General features: G+C 70.0%; 19 protein-coding genes and 1 tRNA gene. 14 read left to right on the top strand and 6 right to left on the bottom strand.

The annotated features are described in order from the left end of the window. Nucleotides 1–30: 30 nt before the first annotated feature. The 4 genes from ABD736_RS06250 to ABD736_RS06235 form a co-directional block, all read right to left on the bottom strand. On the bottom strand, nucleotides 31–771 hold the full coding sequence (locus ABD736_RS06250) for an FAD:protein FMN transferase (protein WP_344790876.1): 741 nt from the start codon (nucleotides 769–771) through the stop codon (nucleotides 31–33). Then, nucleotides 768–1,238, bottom strand: coding sequence for an FMN-binding protein (locus ABD736_RS06245; protein WP_344790875.1), 471 nt, complete (start codon nucleotides 1,236–1,238; stop codon nucleotides 768–770). The genes ABD736_RS06250 and ABD736_RS06245 overlap by 4 nt, the downstream gene beginning before the upstream one ends. After that, complete coding sequence (locus tag ABD736_RS06240; protein WP_344790874.1) at nucleotides 1,235–2,533, bottom strand: ferredoxin reductase family protein; 1,299 nt, start codon at nucleotides 2,531–2,533, stop codon at nucleotides 1,235–1,237. The genes ABD736_RS06245 and ABD736_RS06240 overlap by 4 nt, the downstream gene beginning before the upstream one ends. A 165-nt stretch (nucleotides 2,534–2,698) precedes the next feature. Then, nucleotides 2,699–3,988, bottom strand: a complete 1,290-nt coding sequence (locus ABD736_RS06235; protein ID WP_344790873.1) for a S53 family peptidase — start codon at nucleotides 3,986–3,988, stop codon at nucleotides 2,699–2,701. A gap of 169 nt (nucleotides 3,989–4,157) precedes the next feature. On the opposite strand from ABD736_RS06235, the gene ABD736_RS06230 reads away from it, so the two are divergent. Next, nucleotides 4,158–4,796, top strand: a complete 639-nt coding sequence (locus ABD736_RS06230; RefSeq protein WP_344790872.1) for a nucleoside triphosphate pyrophosphohydrolase — start codon at nucleotides 4,158–4,160, stop codon at nucleotides 4,794–4,796. Here ABD736_RS06230 and ABD736_RS06225 read toward each other — a convergent pair. Further along, a complete protein-coding gene (locus ABD736_RS06225; RefSeq protein WP_344790871.1) occupies nucleotides 4,793–6,241 on the bottom strand; it encodes an MDR family MFS transporter in 1,449 nt (482 codons plus the stop codon). The genes ABD736_RS06230 and ABD736_RS06225 overlap by 4 nt on opposite strands. A 56-nt stretch (nucleotides 6,242–6,297) precedes the next feature. On the opposite strand from ABD736_RS06225, the gene ABD736_RS06220 reads away from it, so the two are divergent. The 13 genes from ABD736_RS06220 to ABD736_RS06160 all read left to right on the top strand — a co-directional run bounded on the left by ABD736_RS06220 (nucleotide 6,298) and on the right by ABD736_RS06160 (nucleotide 19,109). Beyond that, nucleotides 6,298–7,584, top strand: coding sequence for an ATP-binding protein (locus tag ABD736_RS06220; RefSeq protein ID WP_344790870.1), 1,287 nt, complete (start codon nucleotides 6,298–6,300; stop codon nucleotides 7,582–7,584). 1 nt (nucleotide 7,585) lies between these two features. After that, a complete protein-coding gene (locus ABD736_RS06215) occupies nucleotides 7,586–8,632 on the top strand; it encodes a tetratricopeptide repeat protein (RefSeq protein WP_344790869.1) in 1,047 nt (348 codons plus the stop codon). A 17-nt stretch (nucleotides 8,633–8,649) separates the two neighbouring features. Further along, nucleotides 8,650–9,927, top strand: a complete 1,278-nt coding sequence (gene hisS / locus ABD736_RS06210) for a histidine--tRNA ligase (protein ID WP_344790868.1) — start codon at nucleotides 8,650–8,652, stop codon at nucleotides 9,925–9,927. A gap of 111 nt (nucleotides 9,928–10,038) precedes the next feature. Then, nucleotides 10,039–11,319, top strand: coding sequence for a phosphopyruvate hydratase (gene eno, locus ABD736_RS06205; protein ID WP_344790867.1), 1,281 nt, complete (start codon nucleotides 10,039–10,041; stop codon nucleotides 11,317–11,319). Between the two features lie 110 nt (nucleotides 11,320–11,429). Then, a complete protein-coding gene (locus tag ABD736_RS06200; RefSeq protein WP_344790866.1) occupies nucleotides 11,430–11,885 on the top strand; it encodes an FtsB family cell division protein in 456 nt (151 codons plus the stop codon). 25 nt (nucleotides 11,886–11,910) lie between these two features. Continuing rightward, complete coding sequence (locus ABD736_RS06195) at nucleotides 11,911–12,426, top strand: DUF501 domain-containing protein (RefSeq protein WP_344790865.1); 516 nt, start codon at nucleotides 11,911–11,913, stop codon at nucleotides 12,424–12,426. A 53-nt stretch (nucleotides 12,427–12,479) separates the two neighbouring features. Beyond that, nucleotides 12,480–14,030: an NAD(P)/FAD-dependent oxidoreductase gene (locus ABD736_RS06190; protein ID WP_344790864.1), complete on the top strand. Its 1,551-nt coding sequence runs from the start codon at nucleotides 12,480–12,482 to the stop codon at nucleotides 14,028–14,030. 95 nt (nucleotides 14,031–14,125) lie between these two features. Next, a tRNA-Leu gene (locus tag ABD736_RS06185) sits at nucleotides 14,126–14,199 on the top strand. A gap of 198 nt (nucleotides 14,200–14,397) precedes the next feature. Then, nucleotides 14,398–15,675 (top strand): MFS transporter, encoded by a 1,278-nt coding sequence (locus ABD736_RS06180; protein ID WP_344790863.1) that lies wholly within the window; start codon nucleotides 14,398–14,400, stop codon nucleotides 15,673–15,675. Further along, nucleotides 15,672–16,919 carry an alanine racemase gene (locus tag ABD736_RS06175; protein WP_344790862.1) on the top strand — a complete coding sequence of 416 codons (1,248 nt, stop codon included), beginning with the start codon at nucleotides 15,672–15,674 and terminating at the stop codon, nucleotides 16,917–16,919. Before ABD736_RS06180 ends, ABD736_RS06175 begins: the two co-directional genes overlap by 4 nt. Nucleotides 16,920–16,990: 71 nt before the next feature. After that, complete coding sequence (locus ABD736_RS06170; RefSeq protein ID WP_344792221.1) at nucleotides 16,991–18,307, top strand: D-arabinono-1,4-lactone oxidase; 1,317 nt, start codon at nucleotides 16,991–16,993, stop codon at nucleotides 18,305–18,307. 2 nt (nucleotides 18,308–18,309) lie between these two features. After that, a complete protein-coding gene (locus tag ABD736_RS06165; protein ID WP_344790861.1) occupies nucleotides 18,310–18,705 on the top strand; it encodes an SRPBCC family protein in 396 nt (131 codons plus the stop codon). 56 nt (nucleotides 18,706–18,761) lie between these two features. After that, nucleotides 18,762–19,109 (top strand): YciI family protein, encoded by a 348-nt coding sequence (locus tag ABD736_RS06160; RefSeq protein WP_344790860.1) that lies wholly within the window; start codon nucleotides 18,762–18,764, stop codon nucleotides 19,107–19,109. 116 nt (nucleotides 19,110–19,225) lie between these two features. On the opposite strand, the gene ABD736_RS06155 is transcribed toward ABD736_RS06160, so the two are convergent. Beyond that, the gene (locus tag ABD736_RS06155) at nucleotides 19,226–21,757 is read right to left on the bottom strand and encodes a DEAD/DEAH box helicase (protein WP_344790859.1); all 2,532 of its coding nucleotides are present in this window, start codon (nucleotides 21,755–21,757) and stop codon (nucleotides 19,226–19,228) included. Nucleotides 21,758–21,894: the final 137 nt, after the last annotated feature.

Below are 21,894 nucleotides of genomic sequence, written 5' to 3'. Positions count from 1 at the left end.
TAGCAAGGTGAGGCGAGCCTAAATCCCTGGTCAGCCCGCGCTACCGGCCCAGGTCACCGGCCCGGTCACGGTGAGCTCGCCTTCGCGGCCTGCGGCGATCACCGAGCTGCCGAACTCCGCGTGCGCCCAGGCCGGGCCGGCCGCGCCCATCGCGAACACCGTCGTCGCGAGCACGTCAGCGACGGTGAGGTCGGTGTCGATCACGGTGATCGAGGACCAGTGATCGGATGCCTCGCCCGAACGCCCGTCGACGATGTGCGCGCCCCGCTCGTACGCCCCCGACGTCGCCATCGCTCTGGCGCCGAGCGCCACCACGCCGCGCAGCCCCTCGGGTCGCGCCGGGTCGCGCAGTCCCACCTGCCAGACGGCGCCCGGACTCGGCGCCCCGCGCGTGACGACATCGCCGCCGGCGTTCAGGCAGAAGTCCGTGGCACCCCCGGCGGTCAGCGCGTCGGCGGCGCGCTGGGCCGCCCACCCCTTCACGAGGCCGTTCGCGTCGAGCCCGCCTGCGCGCCACACCGAGAACACGCCGCCGCTCGCGCGCTCGAAGGCGTCGGCGAGGGCGAGCACCTCGGCCAGGTCGGTGCTCGCCTCACGGGCATCCAGCTCGCCCCGAGAGATGCGCGACAGCTCGCTGTCGGTGCGGAACGGGCTGAACCGCGCATCGGCATCGTCGAAGACAGCGAAGGCCTGAGCCACGAGCTCGTCAGGCACCGCGCACCGCAGGTCGAGCGAGACGACCGTGCCCATCGTGTGATGTGTGCGGTTCACCGGTGTGCGTCGATCGCCGACTGGACGCTCGCGAGGTAGCCCTCCGAGGTATAGGTCGCGCCCGAGATCGTGTCGACCCGGGCCGACTGCGACGCGATGACCTCCTGCTCGAGCTGGGGCGTCGCCATCTGGGTGAGCATCTGGTCGCGGCCGCTCTCGCTCGGGGCCTGCAGCGTCGTGACCGCCGTGATCTTCGTGCCGTCGAACGTCACCGCGACCTGCACGGCGCCGAAGCGCGTCTGCTCGACGTCGCCGGTCACGGTGTCGCCCGAGGTCGTCGCCCCGGACCCCGACGAGCTCGCTCCGGACCCGGTCGAACTCGAGTCGGACCCGGTCGAACTCGAGCCGGCGCCCGACGGCCCCGCTTCGGCGATGCCGCCGCCCGCCAGCATCCGGCCTGCGATCGTCACCGACACGCCCGCCATGATCGCGGCGAACAGCGCCGTGCCCTGCCACTTGCGGCTCATGCGAAACTCAACTCCTCGAAGTGCACGTGCGCCGTCGGCACGCCGAGTGCCCGCAGGCTGTCGGCGGTCTTCGCGATCATCGTGGGCGGGCCGCACACGAAGGCCTCGCGCTGCGCGGCGTCGGGCACGTGATGTCCGAGGGATGCCGCGTCGAGCGGATCGAAGCCGAGCTCAGTGCGCCGCCCGATCAGCGGGATCAGGTTGACGGCCGGCTGCTCGGCGAGCTCGCCGTAGAGCGCCAGGTCGTCGCCGCGGCTCGCGCGATAGACCACGGTCACCGAGCGCCCCATCCAGGCGAACTGCTCGGCGAGCCCGCGGATCGGGCCGATGCCTGCGCCGCCCGCGATCAGCAGCACGCCGCCCGTGCGCCGTCGCCCGACGAATCCGCCGAACGGACCCTCGAGCAGCACACGGGTGCCGACCGGCAGCTCGCGCAGGCGCCCGGAGTGATCGCCGAGATCGGCGACCGTGATGCGCATGAGCCCGTCGGCGGGCAGGTTCGAGATCGAATACGGATGCGCCGTCAGCACGTGCCCGCGGGCGAGGAACCGGAACAGCAGGAACTGGCCGGGGCGCACGTCGAGCAGCTCCGGGCGGCGCGACCTGATCCACACGCTGGTCATGCGCGCCGACTCCGGCACGACTGCGACGACCTCGAAGCGGTGCTGCGCGAACCGCAGCACCGGCAGCGCGATGCGCCAGAGCACGATGCAGGCGGCGGTGGCGGCGTAGAGCGCGATCCACAGGCCGCGGGTGACCGGATGGCCGACGAACACCGGCCCCGCGCTGATCTGGTGCAGGAAGGTGAGGAAGATCGCGCCGTAGATCGTGACGTGCGACCAGTACCAGACCTCGTAGGGCAGCAGCCGCCGCAGCGCCCGCGCGCTCAGCAGCCCGGCGAGCAGCAGCGCAGCCGTGCCGATGGTCGCGGTCAGCATGTCGGGGTACAGGCCGAACAACCCGAGATACGCGGCGACCGGTCCGTGGCCGGCCGTGATCCACTGGCCGATGATCATGAAGCCGACGTGCGTCAGCACGAGGAACAGCGTGCTCGTGCCGACCACGGTGTGCCACGCGACGAGCCGGTCGAGGCCGACCGCGCGCTCGAGCCAGGGCACTCGAGCGATCAGCAGCAGCTGGATGCACACGAGGTACGACGCGATCATGCCGGCGAGCTCGGCGACGGCCGTCGTGAGCGCGGCGCCCGATGCGGTCACGACCGCGCTCGACCACCACAGCCCGATGACCGCGAGGCCCCCGGCGATCACGAGCAGAACTGCCGGTGCACGTTTCATGAGGGAAAGTTACGGACGGAGTTTCAAAGACTCTTATGAGAGCGGGCTGTGCCCGATAACCGTCCTGGGCGCAGCGCCACAGCCGTCGCGGCCCGTGTCGTGCGAAGGCGCCCCACCCCGCGATCTTCGCGGGCTGGGGCGCCTCTCGGGGTGATGAGCGGCCGGCTACTTGAGCGCCGCGATGATCTTTCCGACGTCGGGGGTGCCCCAACCCGTCGGCGCGTCCCACCCGGCGCTCGCGGCGAAGCCGCCGCTGAACGTCGTCGTGGCGTTGTCGCCCACGGTCACGTCAGAGAGCAGCCCGTTCGCCGCCCACGACTTCGCCAGCGTGCTGACGTTCCCGACGGAGTGCCCCGTGGCCTGAGCCACGTCCGCCGTCAGGGCCGCCCACTGCGGGGCGCCGGCCGAGGTGCCGCCCATGAAGTAGAGGCCGCTGTCGTCGCCGAGGAAGCCGAGGTAGGTGAGCACGCCGGTGTAGACGGCCGCGTTGTACGCGACATCCGACCCCTGCTTCGCATCGAACAGGCTGGGTGCGCCGCCGGTGGCGCCGAAGCCACCCTGCCAGCAGCCGAGCGGGCAGGCGTCGTCGTCGTCCCACACGGTCTCGTTCGGCTCGTCGAGGCCGCTGCCCTTCCAGAGGTTGGTGCCGCCGACGGCGGTCACGTTCGGGTCAGACGCCGGGAAGCCGAAGTTCGCGAAACCCGCGCCGTTGTCTGAGCCCGCGTCACCGGAGGACGCGAAGAGCGAGATGCCCTCGGACGCGGCCTTCGTGAAGGCCGCCTTCGCCTGCGAGGCCTGGCCATTGTTGGCGTGGGAGTTCCTGATGAGGTTGTCGGCCTCGCCGTAGCTCATCGACAGCACGTTTCCGAGCTTGTTGTCGGCGACGTACTTCTCGGCGTTGTCGATCGTGGCACCCGAGTCGTTCGCGGCGACGACCAGCTTGATCTTCGCGCCGGGGGCCACCGCGTGCGCCCACTGCACGTCGAGCGAGGTCTCCTGCGCCCAGCCCAGCTGCGTGCCGTGGCCGGTGAAGGTCGGCTTGCCGCCGGGGTAGATCACCTCGAGATCGGCCGCCGGCAGGCCGAAGGCCGTCGAGAAGGTCGCGAGGTCGGACTGCACGGTCGGGCTGCCGAACGCGTCGATGATGACGATCGTCTGGCCGGTGCCCGCGGGGACGCCGTCGATGGTCGCCGGGATGTCGTAGGCCGCGCGGATGCTGTCGGGGGTCTGGCACGCGAACCCGTCCTCGGCCAGGCACTCGGCCGGCGTGAGCGAGAGCGTGGGCTTCGCGGCGGTCGTCGTCAGCCCTGACTTCACGGCGATCGGGTGGACGGAATACGTCAGGCTGCCGCCGGACGTGGTGCTCGCCGCGGTTGCTGCGGCCGCGCCGGACAGCGCGAGGGCGACTGCCCCGACCGAGGCGGCCGCGAGCGTGATGGCGGATCTGTGCTTCATTGACACTCCCAGGGACTGCGTCGCGCTTTCGCGACGGTTCGGAGTCAAAGCTAGCCACCCGTCGAGGGGGCACGGTGCAACTTCCGCGGCGCGCTGACGCGATGTTTCGCAGCTTTCACACGGGCGTCTCGGCCCCGAAACACCGCACGCGGCGGGCGATACTGGCACCATGACCGAGAGTCAGCTCGACGCCTTCGCCGCCGCCATGTCCGACGTGCTGGACAGATGCGTGTGGAGCCAGCGCGAGACCCACGAGAGCCTGGTGCCGTACCTGATCGAAGAGAGCTATGAGCTCGTCGAGGCGATCGAGTCGGGCAGCCGCGAGGACCTGCTCGAAGAGCTCGGCGATGTGCTGTGGCAGGTCGTCTTCCACGCCGAGATCGCGCGCCGCACGCCGGCGGAGGGCTTCGACGTGCAGGAAGTCGCGGCCAATGTGCGAGCCAAGATGGTGCGCCGCCACCCGCACGTCTTCGGCGGCGAGGTGGCAGAGACTCCTGAGGACGTCGTGCGCCTCTGGACGGCCGCCAAGAAGGCCGAGAAGCGCGAGCGGAAGAGCGTGCTCGACGGCATCCCCACCGCCCTGCCTGCGCTCGCGCTGGCAGACAAGACGCTCGGTCGCGCGGCATCAGTGGGAGTTGAGACGGATGCCTCGGCCGCGGCGTTCTCGAACGAAGAAGACCTGGGCGTCCTGCTGCTCGGAATCGTCGCCGCCGCCCGCGCCCGCGGACTCGACGCCGAGCGCGCGCTGCGCTCCCGGGTGCGCGCGCTCGCCGAAGACGTCCGCGCGGCGGAATCCTCGGGCGGCTAAGCCGCGACGGCCTCCGCGGCATCCGACTGCTGCGCGGACTCGCGACGGTGCGCGGGCAGGAACAGCACCGCGGCCAGCAGAACCAGCGCGACGAAGAAGATCGACAGGTACACGAGGTGCATCGCCGCAGAGAGGCCGGGGCCCTCCGGCACGCCGGCGAGGTTCAGCGTCACCCGCGAGTTGACGATGGCGCCGAAGATCGCCACGCCGATCGCCGAGCCCATCGAGCGGGCGAACATGTTGGTGCCGGTGACCGCCCCGCGCTCGTTCGGGCCGGCCGACGACTGGGCGGCGATCAGTGAGGGCACCGCGGTGAAGCCCATGCCGCAGCCGATCACGAAGCAGAACAGCGCCACCAGCCAGATCGACGAGTGCGCGCCGAGCAGCAGCGTGAGCGCGGTGCCCACGACCACCAGCAGCGACCCGACGACCGAAGTGACGCGGAATCCCCAGCGCAGATAGAGGCGCCCGGCCTGCGAGGCCGCGGCCGGCCACCCGATCGTCAGCGCCGCGAGCGCGAGGCCCGCGATCAGCGCGCCGAAGCCGAGCACGTTCTGCGCGTAGATGGGCACGTAGGTCGACAGGCCCAGCACGACGACGCCGACCATGAGCGAGGCGATCGTGGAGGCCGCGATGACGCGTCGCTTGAGCAGAGCGAGGGAGAAGATCGGATGCTCCGTCCGCAGCTCGACGTACACGAAGGCCGCGAGCAGCACCGCGGCCAGCAGGAAGATGCCGACGCCGAGGGCCGAGCCCCACGCCCAGCTCTGGCCGCCCTCGAGCAGGCCGAGCAGCAGCATCGTGGTGCCCGCGCCGAGCAGCACCGCACCGAGGTAGTCGATCGGCTCGCGCTCACCCGCCGCGCGCTTCTCGTGGTACGAGCGCCAGAGCATGAACACGGCGACGGCGCCGAGCGGAAGATTGATCCAGAAGATCCACCGCCACAGGCCGAACTGCGCGAAGACGCCGCCGAGCGTCGGCCCGACGACCGACGCGATCGCCCACACCGAGGCCAGGTAGCCCTGCACCTTCGCGCGCTCCTGCAGCGTGTAGAGGTCGGCGGTGATCGTCATCGAGACGGGCATGACGGCGCCGGCGCCGAGGCCCTGGATCACGCGTGCCGCGATCAGCACCGGCATCGACCATGCGGCCCCGCAGAGGATCGACCCGAGCAGGAACACCGCGATGCCGAACAGCAGGGTGTTCTTCCGGCCGAGCACGTCGGCGAGGCGCCCGTAGATCGGCACCACCACGGCCTGCGCGAGCAGATACACCGAGAACAGCCACGGCAGCTGCTGGAAATGCCCGAGATCCTTCGCGATCGACGTCGACGCGGTCGCGATGATCGTCGAGTCGAGCGCGACGAGGCCCGTCGCGAGCATCTGGGAGAGCAGGACCGGTCCGCGCTCAGAGCGCAGGCCGACCCCCGAGGATCGTTCAGGCATGTGAACTACAAGTCATCGCGGCTCCTGGCGTATTCCCAGCCGATATCATTCCCGCCATGGGGGACGAACGGGACTCGGCGCTGATCGCGTCGTTGCGCAAGGCGGTCGAGGCGGTGCCGACGGACGGCGAGCTGCGACTGCACCTCGGTGAGCTGCTGCTCGGTGCCGGGCGTGCGGATGAGGCGGTGGCCGAGGCCGCGCAGGTGCTGCAGCTCGACCCTGCGTCCGGTCGGGCGCGAGAATTGATGGCCCGCGCGCTCGCACCCGAGTCCTCGCCAGCCGGGACCGCGGCGGCCGGAACCGCGGCGGCCGGGACTGCGGCGACCGAGCCGACGACGGAGGCGCCGAGAAGCACGTCGCCGGCGGACACCCACTTCGATTGGCGCAGCGCCGAGGCCGACCTCGACTCCGACGTCGAGCCGCCGTTCATCTCGACCGTAGAGGGCGCCGGCGTCGCGCCCGTCTACGACGTGGAGCGATCGCATCTCACGCTGGCAGACGTCGGCGGCATGCAGACCGTGAAGTCGCGTCTCGAGGCGGCCTTCCTCGCCCCGCTGCGCAACCCCGAGCTGCGCAAGATGTACGGCAAGAGCCTTCGCGGCGGCCTGCTGATGTACGGGCCGCCCGGGTGCGGGAAGACCTTCATCGCGAAGGCGCTTGCGGGCGAGCTCAACGCAGGGTTCATGTCGCTCGGCGTCGCGGATGTGGTGTCGAACTACTTCGGCGATTCCGAGCGGAACATTCACGAGTTCTTCCAGAAGGCGCGCCGGAACGCACCTGTGGTCGTCTTCATCGACGAGCTGGACACGCTGGGCCAGCGGCGTTCCGCAGGCGCCGGCGCGAGCCACTGGAACGCGGTCGTCAACCAGCTTCTGACCGAGCTCGACGGCATCGAGACCGACAACGAGGGCCTGTACGTGCTGGGCGCGACGAATCAGCCCTGGCAGGTCGACTCTGCGCTGCGCCGCCCCGGTCGTTTCGACCGCACGGTCATCGTCCTGCCGCCCGACGCGCCCGCGCGGGAGGCGATCTTCCGTCATCATCTTGAGGACCATCCCGTCGAGGGGATCGACCTGGCGCGGCTCGCCGCACAGAGCGAGGGACTCACCGGCGCGGACATCGCGCTCGTGTGCGAGACCGCGGTCGAGGCGGCGCTCATGGACAGCGTGCGCAGCGGCGTGCCCCGCTACGTCGGGATGCCGGATCTGCTCGCCGCACTGTCGCAAGCGCGTCCCTCCATCGCGCAATGGCTGGAGGCCGCCCGCAACGTCGTGACGTACGGGGAGGACGACGGCACGTTCGCCGAGCTGCGTGGCTATCTCAAGTCCGTGAAGCGGCTCTGACTTGCCCGACGTTCGTCTCGCGCAGGCCGAGGCATACCTCGACGCCGGACGGGCCGAAGAGGCGCGAACGCTCGCCGGCCAGGTTCTCGCCGAACGTCCCGGTGACCTTGCGGCAGGTGCCGTGGAGACCCGCGCGCTTCTGCACCTGGGCCGAGACGGGCAAGCACGCGACCGGGTCCAACGCCTCCTCGCCGAGCACCCGGAAAGCGAGCAGCTCTGGCGCCTGCACGCGATCGCCTCGGCCCGGCTGAGGGATTTTGCCGTCGCGTGGCAGTCTTCGCGGGAGGCGGTGCGCCTGGCTCCGTCGGAGTGGCGCACCCATTACGTCGCGGCGCAAGTCGATCTCTGGGCGGGGCACCCCTATGCCGACACTTGGAACCGTGCCCTCGAGGCTGTTCGGCTGTCGCCCGGCAACCCCGAGGCGCATCTGCTGTTCGGCAATGTGGCCCTCGCCATGAAGGATCTGCGCTCGGCACGGCAGGCCTACGAAGAGACACTGAGACTGGATCCGCAGAATGCCGTGGCGCGTCAGAACCTCGGTGTCGTCGCGATCCGCATGGGCGACACCACCGCCGCGGCGGCGGGCTTCGCGGGCGCGCTCGGACTGGACGCGAACGTCGCCAACGCGCAGCGAAACCTGCTGGTCGTGACCCGGATCGCACTGAACCGGGTGCAGCTCATCGGCGTGGGGGTGATGTTCGCCGTGGTCGCCCTCGTCATGGGCGCGAGTGCGGAGAGCGGCAGGGTGCAGCTCACCTGCCGCCTCGTCGCGTTCGTTCTCTGGAGCGGGGCGCTCGCCGGCGCGGCCCTCTATCTGCGTCGCGCAGTCCGATCAGGGGGCGCACCGCTGCGCGGTTTCCTGCGCGCCTTCCCACGGCGCAGCCCTGATTCGATGACGCGCGTCGTGCTTCTCGCCGTCGCACTCGTCGCCCTCTTGGCGATCATCGTCGCGCCGTTTCCGTTCGCCGTTGCGGGCGTGCCGATCGCGTTCCTGTCGCTGATCATCTGCAACCTGATCAGCTGGGTGCAGCGGTTCAGCTCCCCGTGAACTGGCAGGATTGACGCATGGCCCAAGACGTGAACCCGCCTCGTGGCATGCGCGATTTCCTCCCCGCCGAGAAGGCCAAGCGTGAGCGGCTGCTCTCGATCATCCGGTCGCAGTACACCGCCCGCGGCTTCGAAGAGATCGAGACGCCGGTCGTCGAGGACTCGGCGCGGCTGCACTCCGGGCTCGGCGGCGACAACGAGAAGCTGGCCTTCGGGGTGCTGAAGCGGGGGCTCGACTCCGACGATGTCAGCAAGGCCGCGGCATCCGGCGATCTCACCTCGCTCACCGACCTGGGCCTGCGCTTCGACCTCACCGTGCCGCTCGCCCGGTTCTACGCGACCAACCGCGCCAAGCTGCCGGGCGTCTTCAAGTCGATCCAGATCGCGCCGGTCTGGCGCGCTGAGCGCCCGCAGAAGGGCCGCTACCGCCAGTTCGTGCAGTGCGACATCGACATCATCGGAGAGCCCGGCATCCTCGCCGAGGTCGAGCTGATCACGGCGACGGCGGCGACCCTGACCGCGCTGGGGCTGGCCGGCTGCCGCATCCGCATCAATCACCGCGCGATCCTCAAGCACCTGATCGCCTCGTGGAAGATCGCGCCGAAGCAGACCGAGCGCGCGCTCATCACAATCGACAAAGAGGACAAGATCGGCGTCGACGGCGTCGTCGCCGAGCTCGTCGCCCTCGAGCTGCTCGACCCCGAGCTCGCCGAGCAGGCGCGCGCCGACCTCGGCGAGCTCGCCGACGACGGCTGGAACCTGACGGGCGAGAACGCGCCGGCGTGGCTCGACAGCGACGCGTATGCCCAGCTGCGTGAGATCCGCGACGCGGTGAAGGCGGCGGCCCCCGAGGTGCCGCTGATCTTCTCGCACAACCTCGTGCGCGGCATGGGTTACTACACCGGCGCCATCTTCGAGATCCAGCACCCCGAGTTCGGCTACTCGCTCGGCGGCGGCGGACGTTACGACGGCATGATCGGGCGATTTGCGGGCACGGATGCCCCTGCTGCCGGCTTCTCGATCGGATTCGAGCGCATCGTCGATCTCATTCCCGACGCCGAGACCGATGCGGAGGGCGCCATCGTGCTGCTGCACGACAAAGACGTGCCGCCCGCGACGCTCATCGCGCTGCAGACCGAGCTCGTCGCCGGCGGCAAGCGCGTGCGGCTCGAGAAGCGCACCAAGAACGTGAAGGCGCTGCTCGCCCGCGCGGCCGAGTCGGGCTACGGCGCGGTCGCGAACGTTAACCCGCAGACCACCTCGGTCGGCGAGCTCGAGTTCCGACCACTCGGCTGAACCGCGGACGTATTGGCGAAAAACTTCCGTCTTCCGGCGCGAGTTCTGCTTTCCGCCCCTCACTGACCGCTCACTAGTCTTGAGACCGAACCCCATCAGAAGGAGATAACAGTGGCTGCTATCGAGGCCGTTGGCGCTCGCGAGATCCTGGATTCCCGCGGCAACCCGACCGTCGAGGTCGAGGTCCTGCTCGACGACGGGACCGTGTCCCGCGCGGCTGTCCCGTCAGGTGCATCGACCGGCGCGTTCGAGGCGTACGAGCTGCGCGACGGCGACAAGGGCCGCTACCTCGGCAAGGGCGTGACCAAGGCCGTCGACGCCGTGCTCGACGTGCTCGGCCCGGCCATCGAGGGCCTCGAGGCCACCGAGCAGCGCGTCATCGACGCCACGCTGATCGAGGCCGACGGCAGCGACAACAAGTCGAGTCTCGGCGCCAACGCGATCCTCGGCGTCTCGCTCGCCGTTGCGCGCGCGGCCGCCGACTCGGTCGACCTGCCGCTCTACCAGTACGTCGGCGGCCCGAACGCGCACGTTCTCCCGGTGCCGCTGTTCAATGTCATCAACGGCGGCTCGCACGCCGACAACGGCATCGACTTCCAGGAGTTCTTCCTCGCGCCGATCGGCGCAGAGGACTTCTCCGAGGCGCTGCGATGGGGTGCAGAGACCTACCACGTCCTCAAGGGCGAGCTGAAGGCTGCCGGCTTCGCGACCGGCCTCGGCGACGAGGGCGGCTTCGCGCCCGACCTGCCCAGCAACCGGGAGGGCCTCGACTTCCTCATCAAGGCGATCGAGAAGGCCGGCTTCACGCCGGGCTCCGACATCGCGGTCGGCCTCGATGTCGCCGCGACTGAGTTCTTCAACGACGGCGTGTACCGCGTCGAGGGCAAGGACTGGACCGCCGAGCAGCTCATCGAATACTTCGAGGGTCTGGTGAACGACTTCCCGATCGTCACGATCGAGGATGCCCTCGCCGAGGACGACTGGGACAACTGGAAGGTCTTCACCGAGGCGCTCGGCCGCAAGGTGCAGCTCGTCGGCGACGACCTGTTCGTCACGAACCCGACCCGCCTCGCGCGCGGCATCGACCTCGGCGTCGCGAACTCGCTGCTCGTCAAGGTGAACCAGATCGGCACCCTGACCGAGACGCTCGACGCGGTCGAGCTCGCGCACCGTGCGGGCTACACGACGATGTTTTCGCACCGCTCGGGCGAGACCGAGGACACCACGATCGCCGACCTGGTCGTCGCCGTGAACTCGGGCCAGATCAAGGCGGGAGCGCCGGCGCGCAGCGAGCGCGTCGCGAAGTACAACCAGCTGCTGCGCATCGAGGAGGAGCTCGGCGACGCCGCGACCTTCGCCGGCACGCGCGCGTTCCCGCGCTTCGGCAAGTAGCACGTCCGCGGGTCGACTCGGCGAAGCCGAAGGGAGACCCAGCAACCTTTCAGAAGGCGCGCCGTCCCCATGGGGCGGCGCGCCTTCGCGTCTCGCCTACGCTCAGGAGCATGTCGACCGCCCGCCCCACCGCCGTCACCGCGCGGGGCTGGCTGCGAGGCATCCGGGTCTCCTGGTTCGCCGTCGTCATGCTGCTCATTGTCGTGGTCGCGGTCGTCGTTCTCGCGCCGACGGTGCGCATGTACACCTCGCAGCAGCAGCAGATCTCGAAGTTGCAGCAGCAGAACGCGGCGCAGAAGGCCGAGGTCGGCAAGCTCAACCAGCAGATCAAGGACTGGGACGACCCGGACTACGTCAAGGCGCAGGCCCGCGACCGGCTGCTCTACGTGATGCCCGGCGAGACCAGCTACCTGATCATCGACGACCTGCCCGCCGCGCCGCAGACCGCGCCCAAGAAGGTCAGCACGAAGGTGCAGCAGCGCAGCGGCGATTGGTCGGCGACACTGCTGCGCTCGATGCTCGAGAAGCCTGCGGCATCCGGAACGAGCTCGACCGGCACCCACTGACGCGAGCTGCTGGGACAATGGAGGGGTGACCACTCCTCCCTTCGCGCCAGCCACCGACCGCGACATCGCCGTGGTCTCGGCCCAGCTGGGTCGCCCCGCTCGCGGCGTGCTCGGAATCGCGGCGCGCTGCGCCTGCGGCAACCCGACGGTGGTCGCGACGGCGCCGCGCCTGCCGGGTGTCGGCACGCCGTTCCCGACGCTGTACTACCTCAGCCACCCTGCCGCGACCGCCGCGATGTCGCGCCTCGAGGCCGACCACGTCATGGTCGAGCTGCAGGATCTGCTGGTGACGGATGCCGAGGTGCAGGCCGCCTATCAGAAGGCGCACGAGGCATATCTCGCCGATCGCGAGTCCATCGAGATCGTTGAAGAGATCAGGGGATTCTCCGCCGGGGGCATGCCGAGTCGCGTGAAGTGCCTGCACGCGCTCGCCGCGCACGCGCTCGCCGCCGGCCCCGGCGTGAATCCGATCGGCGATCTCGCCCTGCAACGTGGGAATTGGTCGCCTGATGTCTGCGAATGCGCCGATTACGGCCTCTGATTGTGCGCCTGTAGGCTAGAGACACACTTTTTCCTTCGAGGAGTCGCTGAACTGTGCCCAAGATCCTGATTGTCGGCGGTGGCTACGCCGGTTTTTACACCGCGTGGAAGCTGGAGAAATCCCTGCGTAAGGGCGAAGCCGAGGTCACGCTGATCGACCCGCTGCCCTACATGACCTACCAGCCGTTCCTCCCCGAGGTCGCCGCGGGCTCCATCGACCCGCGCTACGCAACGGTGAACCACCGCCGCCACCTGAAGACGACCAAGCTGATCGCCGGCCGCGCGACCTACGTCAACCACGCGAAGAAGACGGTCACGGTGACCCCCGTCGCGGGCGAGCCGTTCGAGGTGGAGTACGACCAGGTGGTCGTCACCGCGGGTGCCGTCAGCCGCACCTTCCCGATTCCGGGCGTCGCCGACCTGGCCTACGGCATGAAGAACATCGAAGAGGCAGTGGCCGTGCGCGACCGCCTCATCACCAACTTCGACAAGGCCGCCGTGCTGCCCAAGGGCGACCCGCGCCGCGAGCGCCTGCTGACGGTCACGGTCGTCGGCGGCGGCTTCGCCGGCATCGAGGCCTACGGCGAGCTGCGCTCGGCCGCGTCGTCGCTGCTCAAGGTCTACCCCGAGATCGACTTCGAAGAGACCAAGTTCCACCTGGTCGAGGCGATGGGGCGCATCATGCCCGAGGTTTCGCTCGAGACCAGCCACTGGGTCGTCAACCGCCTCGCCGAGCGCGGTGCGCCGATCCACCTCGACACGCAGCTCAAGAGCGCAGAGGGCGGGCGCGTCGAGCTGTCGAACGGTGACGTCTACGAGTCCGACCTGATCGTCTGGACCGCCGGTGTCATGGCGACCCCGACCGTCACCCGCAACACCGACCTGCCCATCGAGGCCCGCGGCCGCATCACGACCAATGCCTCGCTGCGCGTGATCGACGCCGACGGTGACGTCATCGAGGGCGCCTGGTCCGCCGGCGACGTCGCGGCCGTGCCCGACCTCACCGGCAAGGGCGTCGGCGGTTTCTGCGTTCCGAACGCCCAGCACGCCGTGCGTCAGGCCAAGCGCCTCGCCTCGAACCTCATCGCGGTGCTTCGCGGTGAGGAGCCGGTCGACTACATCCACAAGAGCCTCGGCGCCGTCGCGTCGATCGGCCTCTACGACGGTGTCTTCCAGTCGGGCAACATCGCGATCAAGGGCCTCATCGCGTGGTTCATGCACCGCGGCTACCACGGCCTCGCGATGCCGTCGTGGGAGCGCAAGTGGCGTGTGATCTTCGGCTGGCTCGGCAACTTCTTCCTCGGCCGCGACTTCGCGACGCTCAGCGCCGTGCAGAACCCGCGCGCCAACTTCGAGGAGTTCGCGTCGCGCCCGAAGCCCGCCGCCCCGGCTGAGGCGCCTGCCGCCGCCGCGCCCGCGCCCGCTGCGGCGCCGGCTGTTCCGGCCGCACCCGCCGCGGCGCCGGCCGAGACCGCTGCCGCCGAGGCGCCCGCCGCGCCGAAGCGCGCGCCGCGCAAGACGGCCGCGCAGAAGGCTGCAGAGGCCAAGGCCGCCGCTGAGGCCGAAGCCGCTGAGTCCAAGACGGCCGAGACGCCTGCCGAGTAGGCATCCGTTTGTTTCATGAATCCGGGCTCGCCCTTCGGGGCGGGCCCGCATTCGTATCTGCGCCGTCGCCTCTACGCTGACAGGCGAGCGCACCCGCCCCCGTAGCCCAATTGGCAGAGGCAGCCGACTTAAAATCGGCCAAGTGCCGGTTCGAACCCGGCCGGGGGTACCGCACCCGCAGTCGGGCAAGGTGCGCGTTCCGATCGGCAGAGATGAGCCGATATGCAGACCGAACCAGCCCTTTCGCTCTGCATGTCGGCCCGCGTCTGCGAGTCGGAACGGCACCGGCTCACGACCGCACCGCACCCGTCGGCTAGTGTTCGGTGACAGGTGGGACATCCGTCCCCGTCGCAGCAGGGGGCGCGCCTTGGCTCACATCCCGGCGAACGAGAGCGAGTTCGCCGCACTCACCCGCACCGAGCCGACCACGGCGGTCACCGGGAGGTGGATCGCCCTGTTCGCCACCGCGTGGCTCGGGGTCTGGATGGCGCAGCTGACCCCGATCCAGCTGCTGCTGCCCGCGCAGATCCAGACCGAACTGCGCACGAGCTACTGGGTCGACAACGTGCTGTGGTTCGGTGTCGTCTCGGGCATCGCCGGCGTCTGCGCGATCGTCGCCTACCCGCTGACCGGGGCGCTCAGCGACCGTACGACGAGCCGGCTCGGCCGCCGCCGGCCGTGGGTCGCCGGCGGCGCGCTGCTGTTCGCACTCGCCCTGGTGGCGCTCGGCGAGCAGACCACGCTCACCGGCATCGCGATCTTCTGGGCGCTGACGCTGACCGGGTTCTGCGTGCTCACGGCCGCGCTCACGGCGATGATCTCGGATCAGGTGCCGGTCGCCCAGCGCGGTTACGTCTCGGGCTGGATGAGCGCCCCGCAGGCCATCGGCATCATCCTCGGCCTGGCGCTGGTCACCGTTCTCGGCCTCGGCACGCTTGGCGGCTATGCCTTCGCGGCGGTCGCCCTCGTCGTCCTCGTCGCACCGTTCCTCGTCGCCATCCGCGACCCGCGCCACGCCACCAGCGCGCTGCCGCCACTCACTCCCCGCCGTGTCATCGGCGAGCTGTGGATCTCGCCGCGCGCCCACCCCGACTTCGGGTGGACGCTGCTCTCGCGCGTGCTCGTCAACCTCGGCAACGCGCTCGGCACGGGCCTGCTGCTCTACTTCCTCGAGTTCGGCCTCGGCGATCGCAACGCAGAGAACGATCTGATCCCGCTCGTCTTCGTCTACATGGTGTTCGTGATCGCGGCATCCCTCGCGCTCGGCCGCATCTCCGACCGCCTCGAGCGGCGCAAGCTGTTCGTGTTCCTCGCCAGCATCATGCAGGCGGTCGCCGCGCTGCTGCTCGCGTTCCTCCCGTCGATGCCGATGGCGTACGTCGGGGCGGCGCTGCTCGGCATCGGCTACGGCTGCTTCCTCGCCGTCGACCAGGCGCTCGCGACGCAGGTGCTGCCCGACCCTGAGACGCGCGGGAAGGACCTCGGCATCATGAATATCGCGTGGGCCATTCCGCAGGCGTTCGGCCCGCTGCTCGGTGGCATCGTGGTTTTCTGGCTGGGCGGATTCACCGGCCTGTTCCTGCTCGCGGGCGTCGCCGCCCTCGGCGGGGCGTTCGCGGTTGCGCGAGTGAGGAGTGTCGCATGATCGATCTGACGGCCGCGCCCGTCACGCAGCCCTGGCTTGATGAGCGCAACTACTGGCTGAGCCTGACGGATGCCACGCGCGAGCTCGACCCGCCCTATGCGGTGATCCACCTCGGAGCGCTCGCACACAACGCCCACGACATGCTGCGGCGGGCGGGCGGCAAGCCGATCCGGGTCGCGTCGAAGTCGGTGCGTGTGCGCGAGGTGCTCGACGCGGTGCTCGCCCTGCCCGGCTACGAGGGAGTGCTCGCCTACACGCTGAGCGAGGCGCTGTGGCTCGCCACCGACGAGCCGGAACTGCCCGGCCTGCGCGATGTGGTCGTCGGCTACCCGACCGCCGAGCGCGGGGCCATTGCTCGGCTCGCGCGCGTCCCCGCGCTCGCCGCCCGTGTGACGCTGATGGTGGACTCCGTCGCGCAGCTCGATCTCATCGACGCGGTCGTACCGCCCGGTCAGCGCGAGATCATCCGCGTCGCGCTCGAGCTCGACGCCTCATGGAACGGCCCGGCCGGGCGCATCGGGGTGTGGCGCTCGCCCGTGCACACGCCGGCGGCTGCGCGCACGCTCGCCGAGCACATTGTCGAGCGGCCGGGGTTCGCCCTCGTCGGCATGATGTCGTACGAGGCGCAGATCGCCGGCCAGGGCGACGACCCCGCGGGCAAGCCCGCCTTCGCCCGAACCGTGAGGTGGATGCAGAGCCGGTCGAAGGCCGAACTGCTCGAGCGCCGTGCCGCGGCGGTGGCGGCCGTTCGCGAGATCGCCGCCCTCGAGTTCGTCAACGGCGGCGGCACGGGCTCGCTCGAGTTCACCTCGTCTGACCCGTCGTGCACCGAGATCGCCGCGGGCAGCGGGCTGTTCGGCGGCCACCTGTTCGACAACTACCGTGACTTCACGCCCGCGCCCGCGATGGCGTTCGCGCTCGCGGTCGTGCGGCGGCCGCGACGCCAGACCGCGACCGTGCTCGGCGGCGGCTGGATCGCCTCGGGCCCACCAGGACCCGATCGGATGCCTCGCCCGGTCTGGCCCATGGGCCTGACGATGGCCCCGCGCGAGATGGCCGGCGAGGTCCAGACGCCGCTGTCGGGTCTCGCCGCCGAGGCGCTGCGCCCCGGCGACCGGGTGTGGTTCCGGCACACGAAGTCCGGCGAGCTGTCCGAGCACGTCAACGAGTTCGCGATCGTCGGCGACGGACGCGTGCTCGGCACGGTGCCGAGCTACCGCGGCGAGGGAAAGGCCTTCCTGTGACCGCGCCCACCCCGCCCTCCGCTCCGCCTACCGCTGGTGGGCTCGCCGCAGCCGAAGGGAGACCGAAGGCCCTGCGCGCCCCCGAATGGCGCAACTGGTCGCGCGCGGAATCCGCCCGCCCGATCCGCATCGAGACCCCGTCGACGCCCGACGCCGTGCAGCGCGCCGTGCAGGCGGCCGCTCGCCAGGCGCTCACGATCAAGGCGATCGGGGCCGGTCACTCGTTCACCGGCATCGCGGTGGCGGAAGGCGTGCAACTGCTGCTCGACCGACTCTCGGGCGTGGTCGCCGTCGACGAGGCATCCGGTCGCGTCACGCTCGCCGCGGGCACGCGGCTCTGGCAGCTGCCCAAGCTGCTCGCCCCCTACGGGCTCGCGCTGCAGAACATGGGCGACATCGACCGCCAGACGATCGCGGGCGCCACGAGCACGGGCACGCACGGCACCGGCGGGTCGTTCGGCGGCCTCGCGACCCAGATCACCGGGCTCACGCTCGTCACCGGTGCCGGTGAGTTGCTGCGCATCTCCGAAACCGAGAATGCCGAGCTGCTGCCCGCCGCGCGCATCGGCCTCGGCGCGCTCGGCATCGTCGTCGACGTCACGATTCAGTGCGTGCCGGCGTTCAGCCTGCAGGCCGTCGAACGCCCCGAGCCGCTGCCCGAGGTCCTCGACGGCTACCTCGAGCGCTCGGCCGCCGCCGACCACTTCGAGTTCTACTGGTTTCCCCACACGCAGCTGGCGCTGACGAAGACGAACACCCGCCTGCCCGCGGACGCACCGAAGCAGCCGCTCAACCCCGTCGGCCGCTGGATCGACGACGAGCTCATGGCCAACGGCCTCTACCGCGGGCTGTGCGCCCTCGCGACGCTGACTCCCGCGATGGTTCCCAGCGTGAACCGGCTCGCCGGGCGCCTCACCGGCGACCGCAGCTTCACGGATGCCTCGCATCGGGTCTTCGTCACGAACCGCACCGTGCGATTCCGCGAGCTCGAATACGCGCTGCCGCGCGCCGCCGTCCCCGAAGCGCTGCGCGAGCTCGACCGTCTGATCGAGCGCCGTGGCTGGCGCGTCTCCTTCCCGGTCGAGGTGCGGTCCGCGGCATCCGACGACACCTGGCTCTCAACCGCATACGGGCGCGCGACGGGGTATATCGCCGTGCATCGCTACTACCGCGAAACCCGACCCGATCAGCTCGAGTACTTCACCGAGGTCGAGAAGATCATGGTGGCTGCCGGCGGCCGCCCGCACTGGGGGAAGTTGCACACGCGAGATGCCGAGTTCTTCGCCGGCGCCTACCCGCGCTTCGGCGAGTTCCTCGCGGTGCGCGACCGGCTCGACCCGGGGCGCCTGTTCCGGAATCCGTATCTCGATCGCGTCCTGGGGGAGTAGCCATGCCGTTCGAATCGCACCACGCCAGCGTGTTCATCGCGCGCGAGGCGGCCGACGTCTATGCGTACGCCGCCGACCCCACGCACCTGCCTGAGTGGGCCGCGGGCCTCGCCGGATCGATCGAGCTGATCGACGGCCGCTGGGTCGCCGACCTCGCGATGGGCCGCATCGTCGTCGAGTTCGCGCCGCCGAACCCCTTCGGCGTGCTCGACCACTGGGTGACGGATGCCTCGGGCAACGTCTTCTACAACCCGGTGCGCGTCGTCACAGCGCCGGGCGGCAGCGAGATCGTCTTCAGCGTGCGCCGGCTCGAGGGCATGAGCGACGACGAGTTCGCCCGCGACGCCGGCCTCGTGCAGAAGGACCTCGAGACGCTGAGGCGCATTCTCGAATCCTGAATTGTCGAGATCGGATGCCTCGGCCCGACCACCTCGCGAGAGAAAGGACCACAACCATGTCCAGATTCCTGATCCTGATCTACGGCGATGACGAGAAGTGGGGCGAGCGCACGGCCGAAGCGGGCGCCGCGGTGGATGCCGCGCACCGCGCGTTCCGGGAAGCGGGTGGCGTGGTCGCCTCCGGTGAGCTCGACTCGCCCGCGCTGGCGAAGACGATCCACGGCCGCGCGGGGGAGCGCGCCTACGTCACCGATGGGCCCTTCGCCGAGTTCAAGGAAGTTCTCGGCGGCTACTACGAGATAGAGGCCGAGAGCATCGACGAGGCGGTCGCTCGCGCGTCGACCCTCTACGAGACGAACGAGCCGCACGTGCGCATCGAGGTGCGCCCGCTCGTCGCGCACTGACCGTCGCGAGTACGCAGTACTCGCGCGCAAACGGCTCTCGAACTCGCGAGTACGCAGTACTCGCGCTCAAGAGACGTGCGAAGTCGCGAGTACTGCGTACTCGACGCGAGGCGGGGTCAGAGCCGGCCGGCCCAGTCGACGTGCAGCACGGCCTCGCCGGCCTCTTCCGAGGCGGCGAGGTCGACCGTCGCGCGGATGCGCCAGTCGTGGTCGCCCGCCGGGTCGTCGATCGTCTGCTCGACCTTCCACTCGGTGGGGCCCTCGTCGACCGAGAAGAGCGCGGCCGACCGCGACGCCGGCCCGGTGAGCACCTCGTCGTGCTCGGCGTAGTAGCCGTCGAGGAACGCACCCCAGTCGACGTCGGGGTCGAGCTCCGCGAGCTCATCGTCGCGCTCGAGGGCGGCGAGCTGCACGCGGCGGAACAGCTCGTTGCGGACGAGGATCGTGAAGGCGCGCCGATTCGTGAGGATGCTGGGCGGTGCAGGCGGCACCACGGGGGTGTCGTCGGTGACGGTCGGGTTCACGAGCTCCGTCCACTCGTCCACCAGCGAGGAGTCCACCTGGCGCACGAGCTCGCCGAGCCACTCGATGATGTCGCGCAGCTCGTCGGTCTTCGCTTCGTCGGGAACGGTCTGGCGAATCGCTCGATACGCGTCTGAGAGGTACCGCAGCACCAGCCCTTCAGACCGCGCGAGCTGGTAGTGCTGCACGAACTCGGCGAACGACATCGCCCGCTCGAACATGTCGCGCACGACGGATTTCGGTGACAACTCGAAGTCGCGCACCCACGGCTGGCTCGCGGCGAAGGTCTCGTAGGCCTGCTCGAGCAGCTCGGCGAGCGGCTTCGGCCACGTGATCTCTTCGAGCAGCTCCATGCGCTCCTCGTACTCGATGCCGTCGCGCTTCATCGCCGCCACGGCTTCGCCGCGCGCGGCGAACTGCTGCTGCGAGAGGATGCCGCGCGGGTCGTCGAGCGTCGCCTCGATGATGCTCACGACGTCGAGCGCATAGTGCCCGGTGCCCACCGCTGCGCTGGTCGACTCGCCGCCCGCGGCGAATGGCGACCGAGTCTCGTCGGGGTCGAGCAGCTCGATCGCCGCGAGCGCGAACGGCGACAGGGGCTGATTGAGGGCGAAGTTGGGCTGCAGCTCCACGGTCAGCGAGACCTGGCCTGAGGCATCCGCTCGCACAACGCCCGACGTCACCAGGGTGCGATAGATGCCGAGCGCGCGCCGCGCCAGCTCATATTGCCGCGCACGCGGCTGGTGGTTCTCGAAGATCAGGCGGCGCATGTTCGCGAGCGGGTCGCCGCCCCTCGCGATGACGTTGATGAGCATCGCCGCCGTGACCTCGAAATGGGGTGTGAGCGGCTCGGGCTCTGCGGCGACGAGGCGCTCGAACGACCCCTGGCCCCACGTGACGAAGCCGGCCGCGGGCTTCTTGCGCACGACCTTCTTGAGCTTCTTCGGGTCGTCGCCGGCCTTGCGCAGCGCGGCGGCGTTCTCGATCTCGTGCTCGGGTGCCTCGACCACCACGGTGCCCGCAGTGTCGTAACCGGCGCGACCCGCGCGCCCCGCGATCTGGTGGAACTCCCGCGCGGTCAGCTGCCGCATGCGCGTGCCGTCGAACTTCGACAGACCCGTCAGCAGCACCGAGCGGATCGGCACGTTGATGCCGACTCCGAGCGTGTCCGTGCCGCAGATCACCGGCAGCAGCCCGCGCTGGGCGAGCGTCTCGACCAGGCGGCGATAGCGCGGCAGCATGCCGGCGTGATGCACGCCGATGCCGGCGCGCACGAGCCGCGACAGCGTCTTCCCGAACGCGGTCGTGAAGCGGAATCCGCCGATCGCCTCCGCGATCTCATCACGCCGCTCGCGCGAGGCGATGCGCATGCTCGACAGCGCCTGCGCGAGCTCGAGCGCCGCCGCCTGCGAGAAGTGCACGATGTAGATCGGCGCCTCGCGGCCCTCGAGCAGTGACTCGACCGTCTCGTGCACCGGGGTGTCGACATAGGAGTACGACAGCGGCACCGGCCGGGCGACCCCCGTGACCTCGGCGACGTCTCGCCCCGTGCGCGCCTTGAGATCCGCGACGATCGAGCTGACGTCGCCCAGCGTCGCCGACATGAGCACGAACTGCGCCCGCGGCAGCTCGAGCAGCGGCACCTGCCAGGCCCACCCGCGGTCGGGGTCCGCGTAGTAGTGGAACTCGTCCATCACCACCTGGTCGACCTCGGCGTCAGCGCCCTGGCGCAGCGCCAGGTTCGCGAGGATCTCGGCCGTGCAGCACACGATGGGCGCGTCGGCGTTCACCGAGCTGTCGCCCGTCACCATGCCCACGTTCTCGGCGCCGAAGATCTCGACGAGCGCGAAGAACTTCTCGCTGACCAGCGCTTTGATGGGCGCCGTGTAATACGAGCGCTTACCTTGGGCGAGGGATGCCGCATGCGCGGCGACCGCGACGAGGGACTTCCCCGTGCCCGTCGGCGTCGACAGCACCAGGTGCGCGCCGAAGAAGAGCTCGAGCGCGGACTCCTCCTGCGCGGGGTAGAGCGTGAGCCCGCGGTCAGAGGCCCAGCCGGCGAACGCCTCGTACATCGCGTCCGGATCGTAGGGGCGCGGAAGGCGCTCGGGCAGGCTCGCAGGCATCCGCTCAATTCAATCGCATCGGCGCCCGCGCGCCGGGGTCCGCCCTCTAACACATGCCATACGTTGGTGTATAGCCCACTCGGTAAAATTTGTCGGTGAATATTTCACCGAGTAGTTTCATCCACGGAAAGGAACGC

The sequence above is a fragment of the Gryllotalpicola daejeonensis genome, from assembly GCF_039538145.1.
Lineage (GTDB): Bacteria > Actinomycetota > Actinomycetes > Actinomycetales > Microbacteriaceae > Gryllotalpicola > Gryllotalpicola daejeonensis.
Note: the sequence above shows the minus strand (reverse complement) of the source record. Positions and strands in the feature narration are given on the sequence as shown.

Bases quoted from the DNA above. Each gene is read 5' to 3' on its own strand.
- ABD736_RS06245 (WP_344790875.1), bottom strand. From the start codon at position 1,238: ATGAGCCGCAAGTGGCAGGGCACGGCGCTGTTCGCCGCGATCATGGCG.
- ABD736_RS06240 (WP_344790874.1), bottom strand. From the start codon at position 2,533: ATGAAACGTGCACCGGCAGTTCTGCTCGTGATCGCCGGGGGCCTCGCG.
- ABD736_RS06235 (WP_344790873.1), bottom strand. From the start codon at position 3,988: ATGAAGCACAGATCCGCCATCACGCTCGCGGCCGCCTCGGTCGGGGCA.
- ABD736_RS06230 (WP_344790872.1), top strand. From the start codon at position 4,158: ATGACCGAGAGTCAGCTCGACGCCTTCGCCGCCGCCATGTCCGACGTG.
- ABD736_RS06225 (WP_344790871.1), bottom strand. From the start codon at position 6,241: ATGCCTGAACGATCCTCGGGGGTCGGCCTGCGCTCTGAGCGCGGACCG.
- ABD736_RS06220 (WP_344790870.1), top strand. From the start codon at position 6,298: ATGGGGGACGAACGGGACTCGGCGCTGATCGCGTCGTTGCGCAAGGCG.
- hisS (WP_344790868.1), top strand. From the start codon at position 8,650: ATGGCCCAAGACGTGAACCCGCCTCGTGGCATGCGCGATTTCCTCCCC.
- ABD736_RS06200 (WP_344790866.1), top strand. From the start codon at position 11,430: ATGTCGACCGCCCGCCCCACCGCCGTCACCGCGCGGGGCTGGCTGCGA.
- ABD736_RS06175 (WP_344790862.1), top strand. From the start codon at position 15,672: ATGATCGATCTGACGGCCGCGCCCGTCACGCAGCCCTGGCTTGATGAG.
- ABD736_RS06165 (WP_344790861.1), top strand. From the start codon at position 18,310: ATGCCGTTCGAATCGCACCACGCCAGCGTGTTCATCGCGCGCGAGGCG.
- ABD736_RS06160 (WP_344790860.1), top strand. From the start codon at position 18,762: ATGTCCAGATTCCTGATCCTGATCTACGGCGATGACGAGAAGTGGGGC.
- ABD736_RS06155 (WP_344790859.1), bottom strand. From the start codon at position 21,757: ATGCCTGCGAGCCTGCCCGAGCGCCTTCCGCGCCCCTACGATCCGGAC.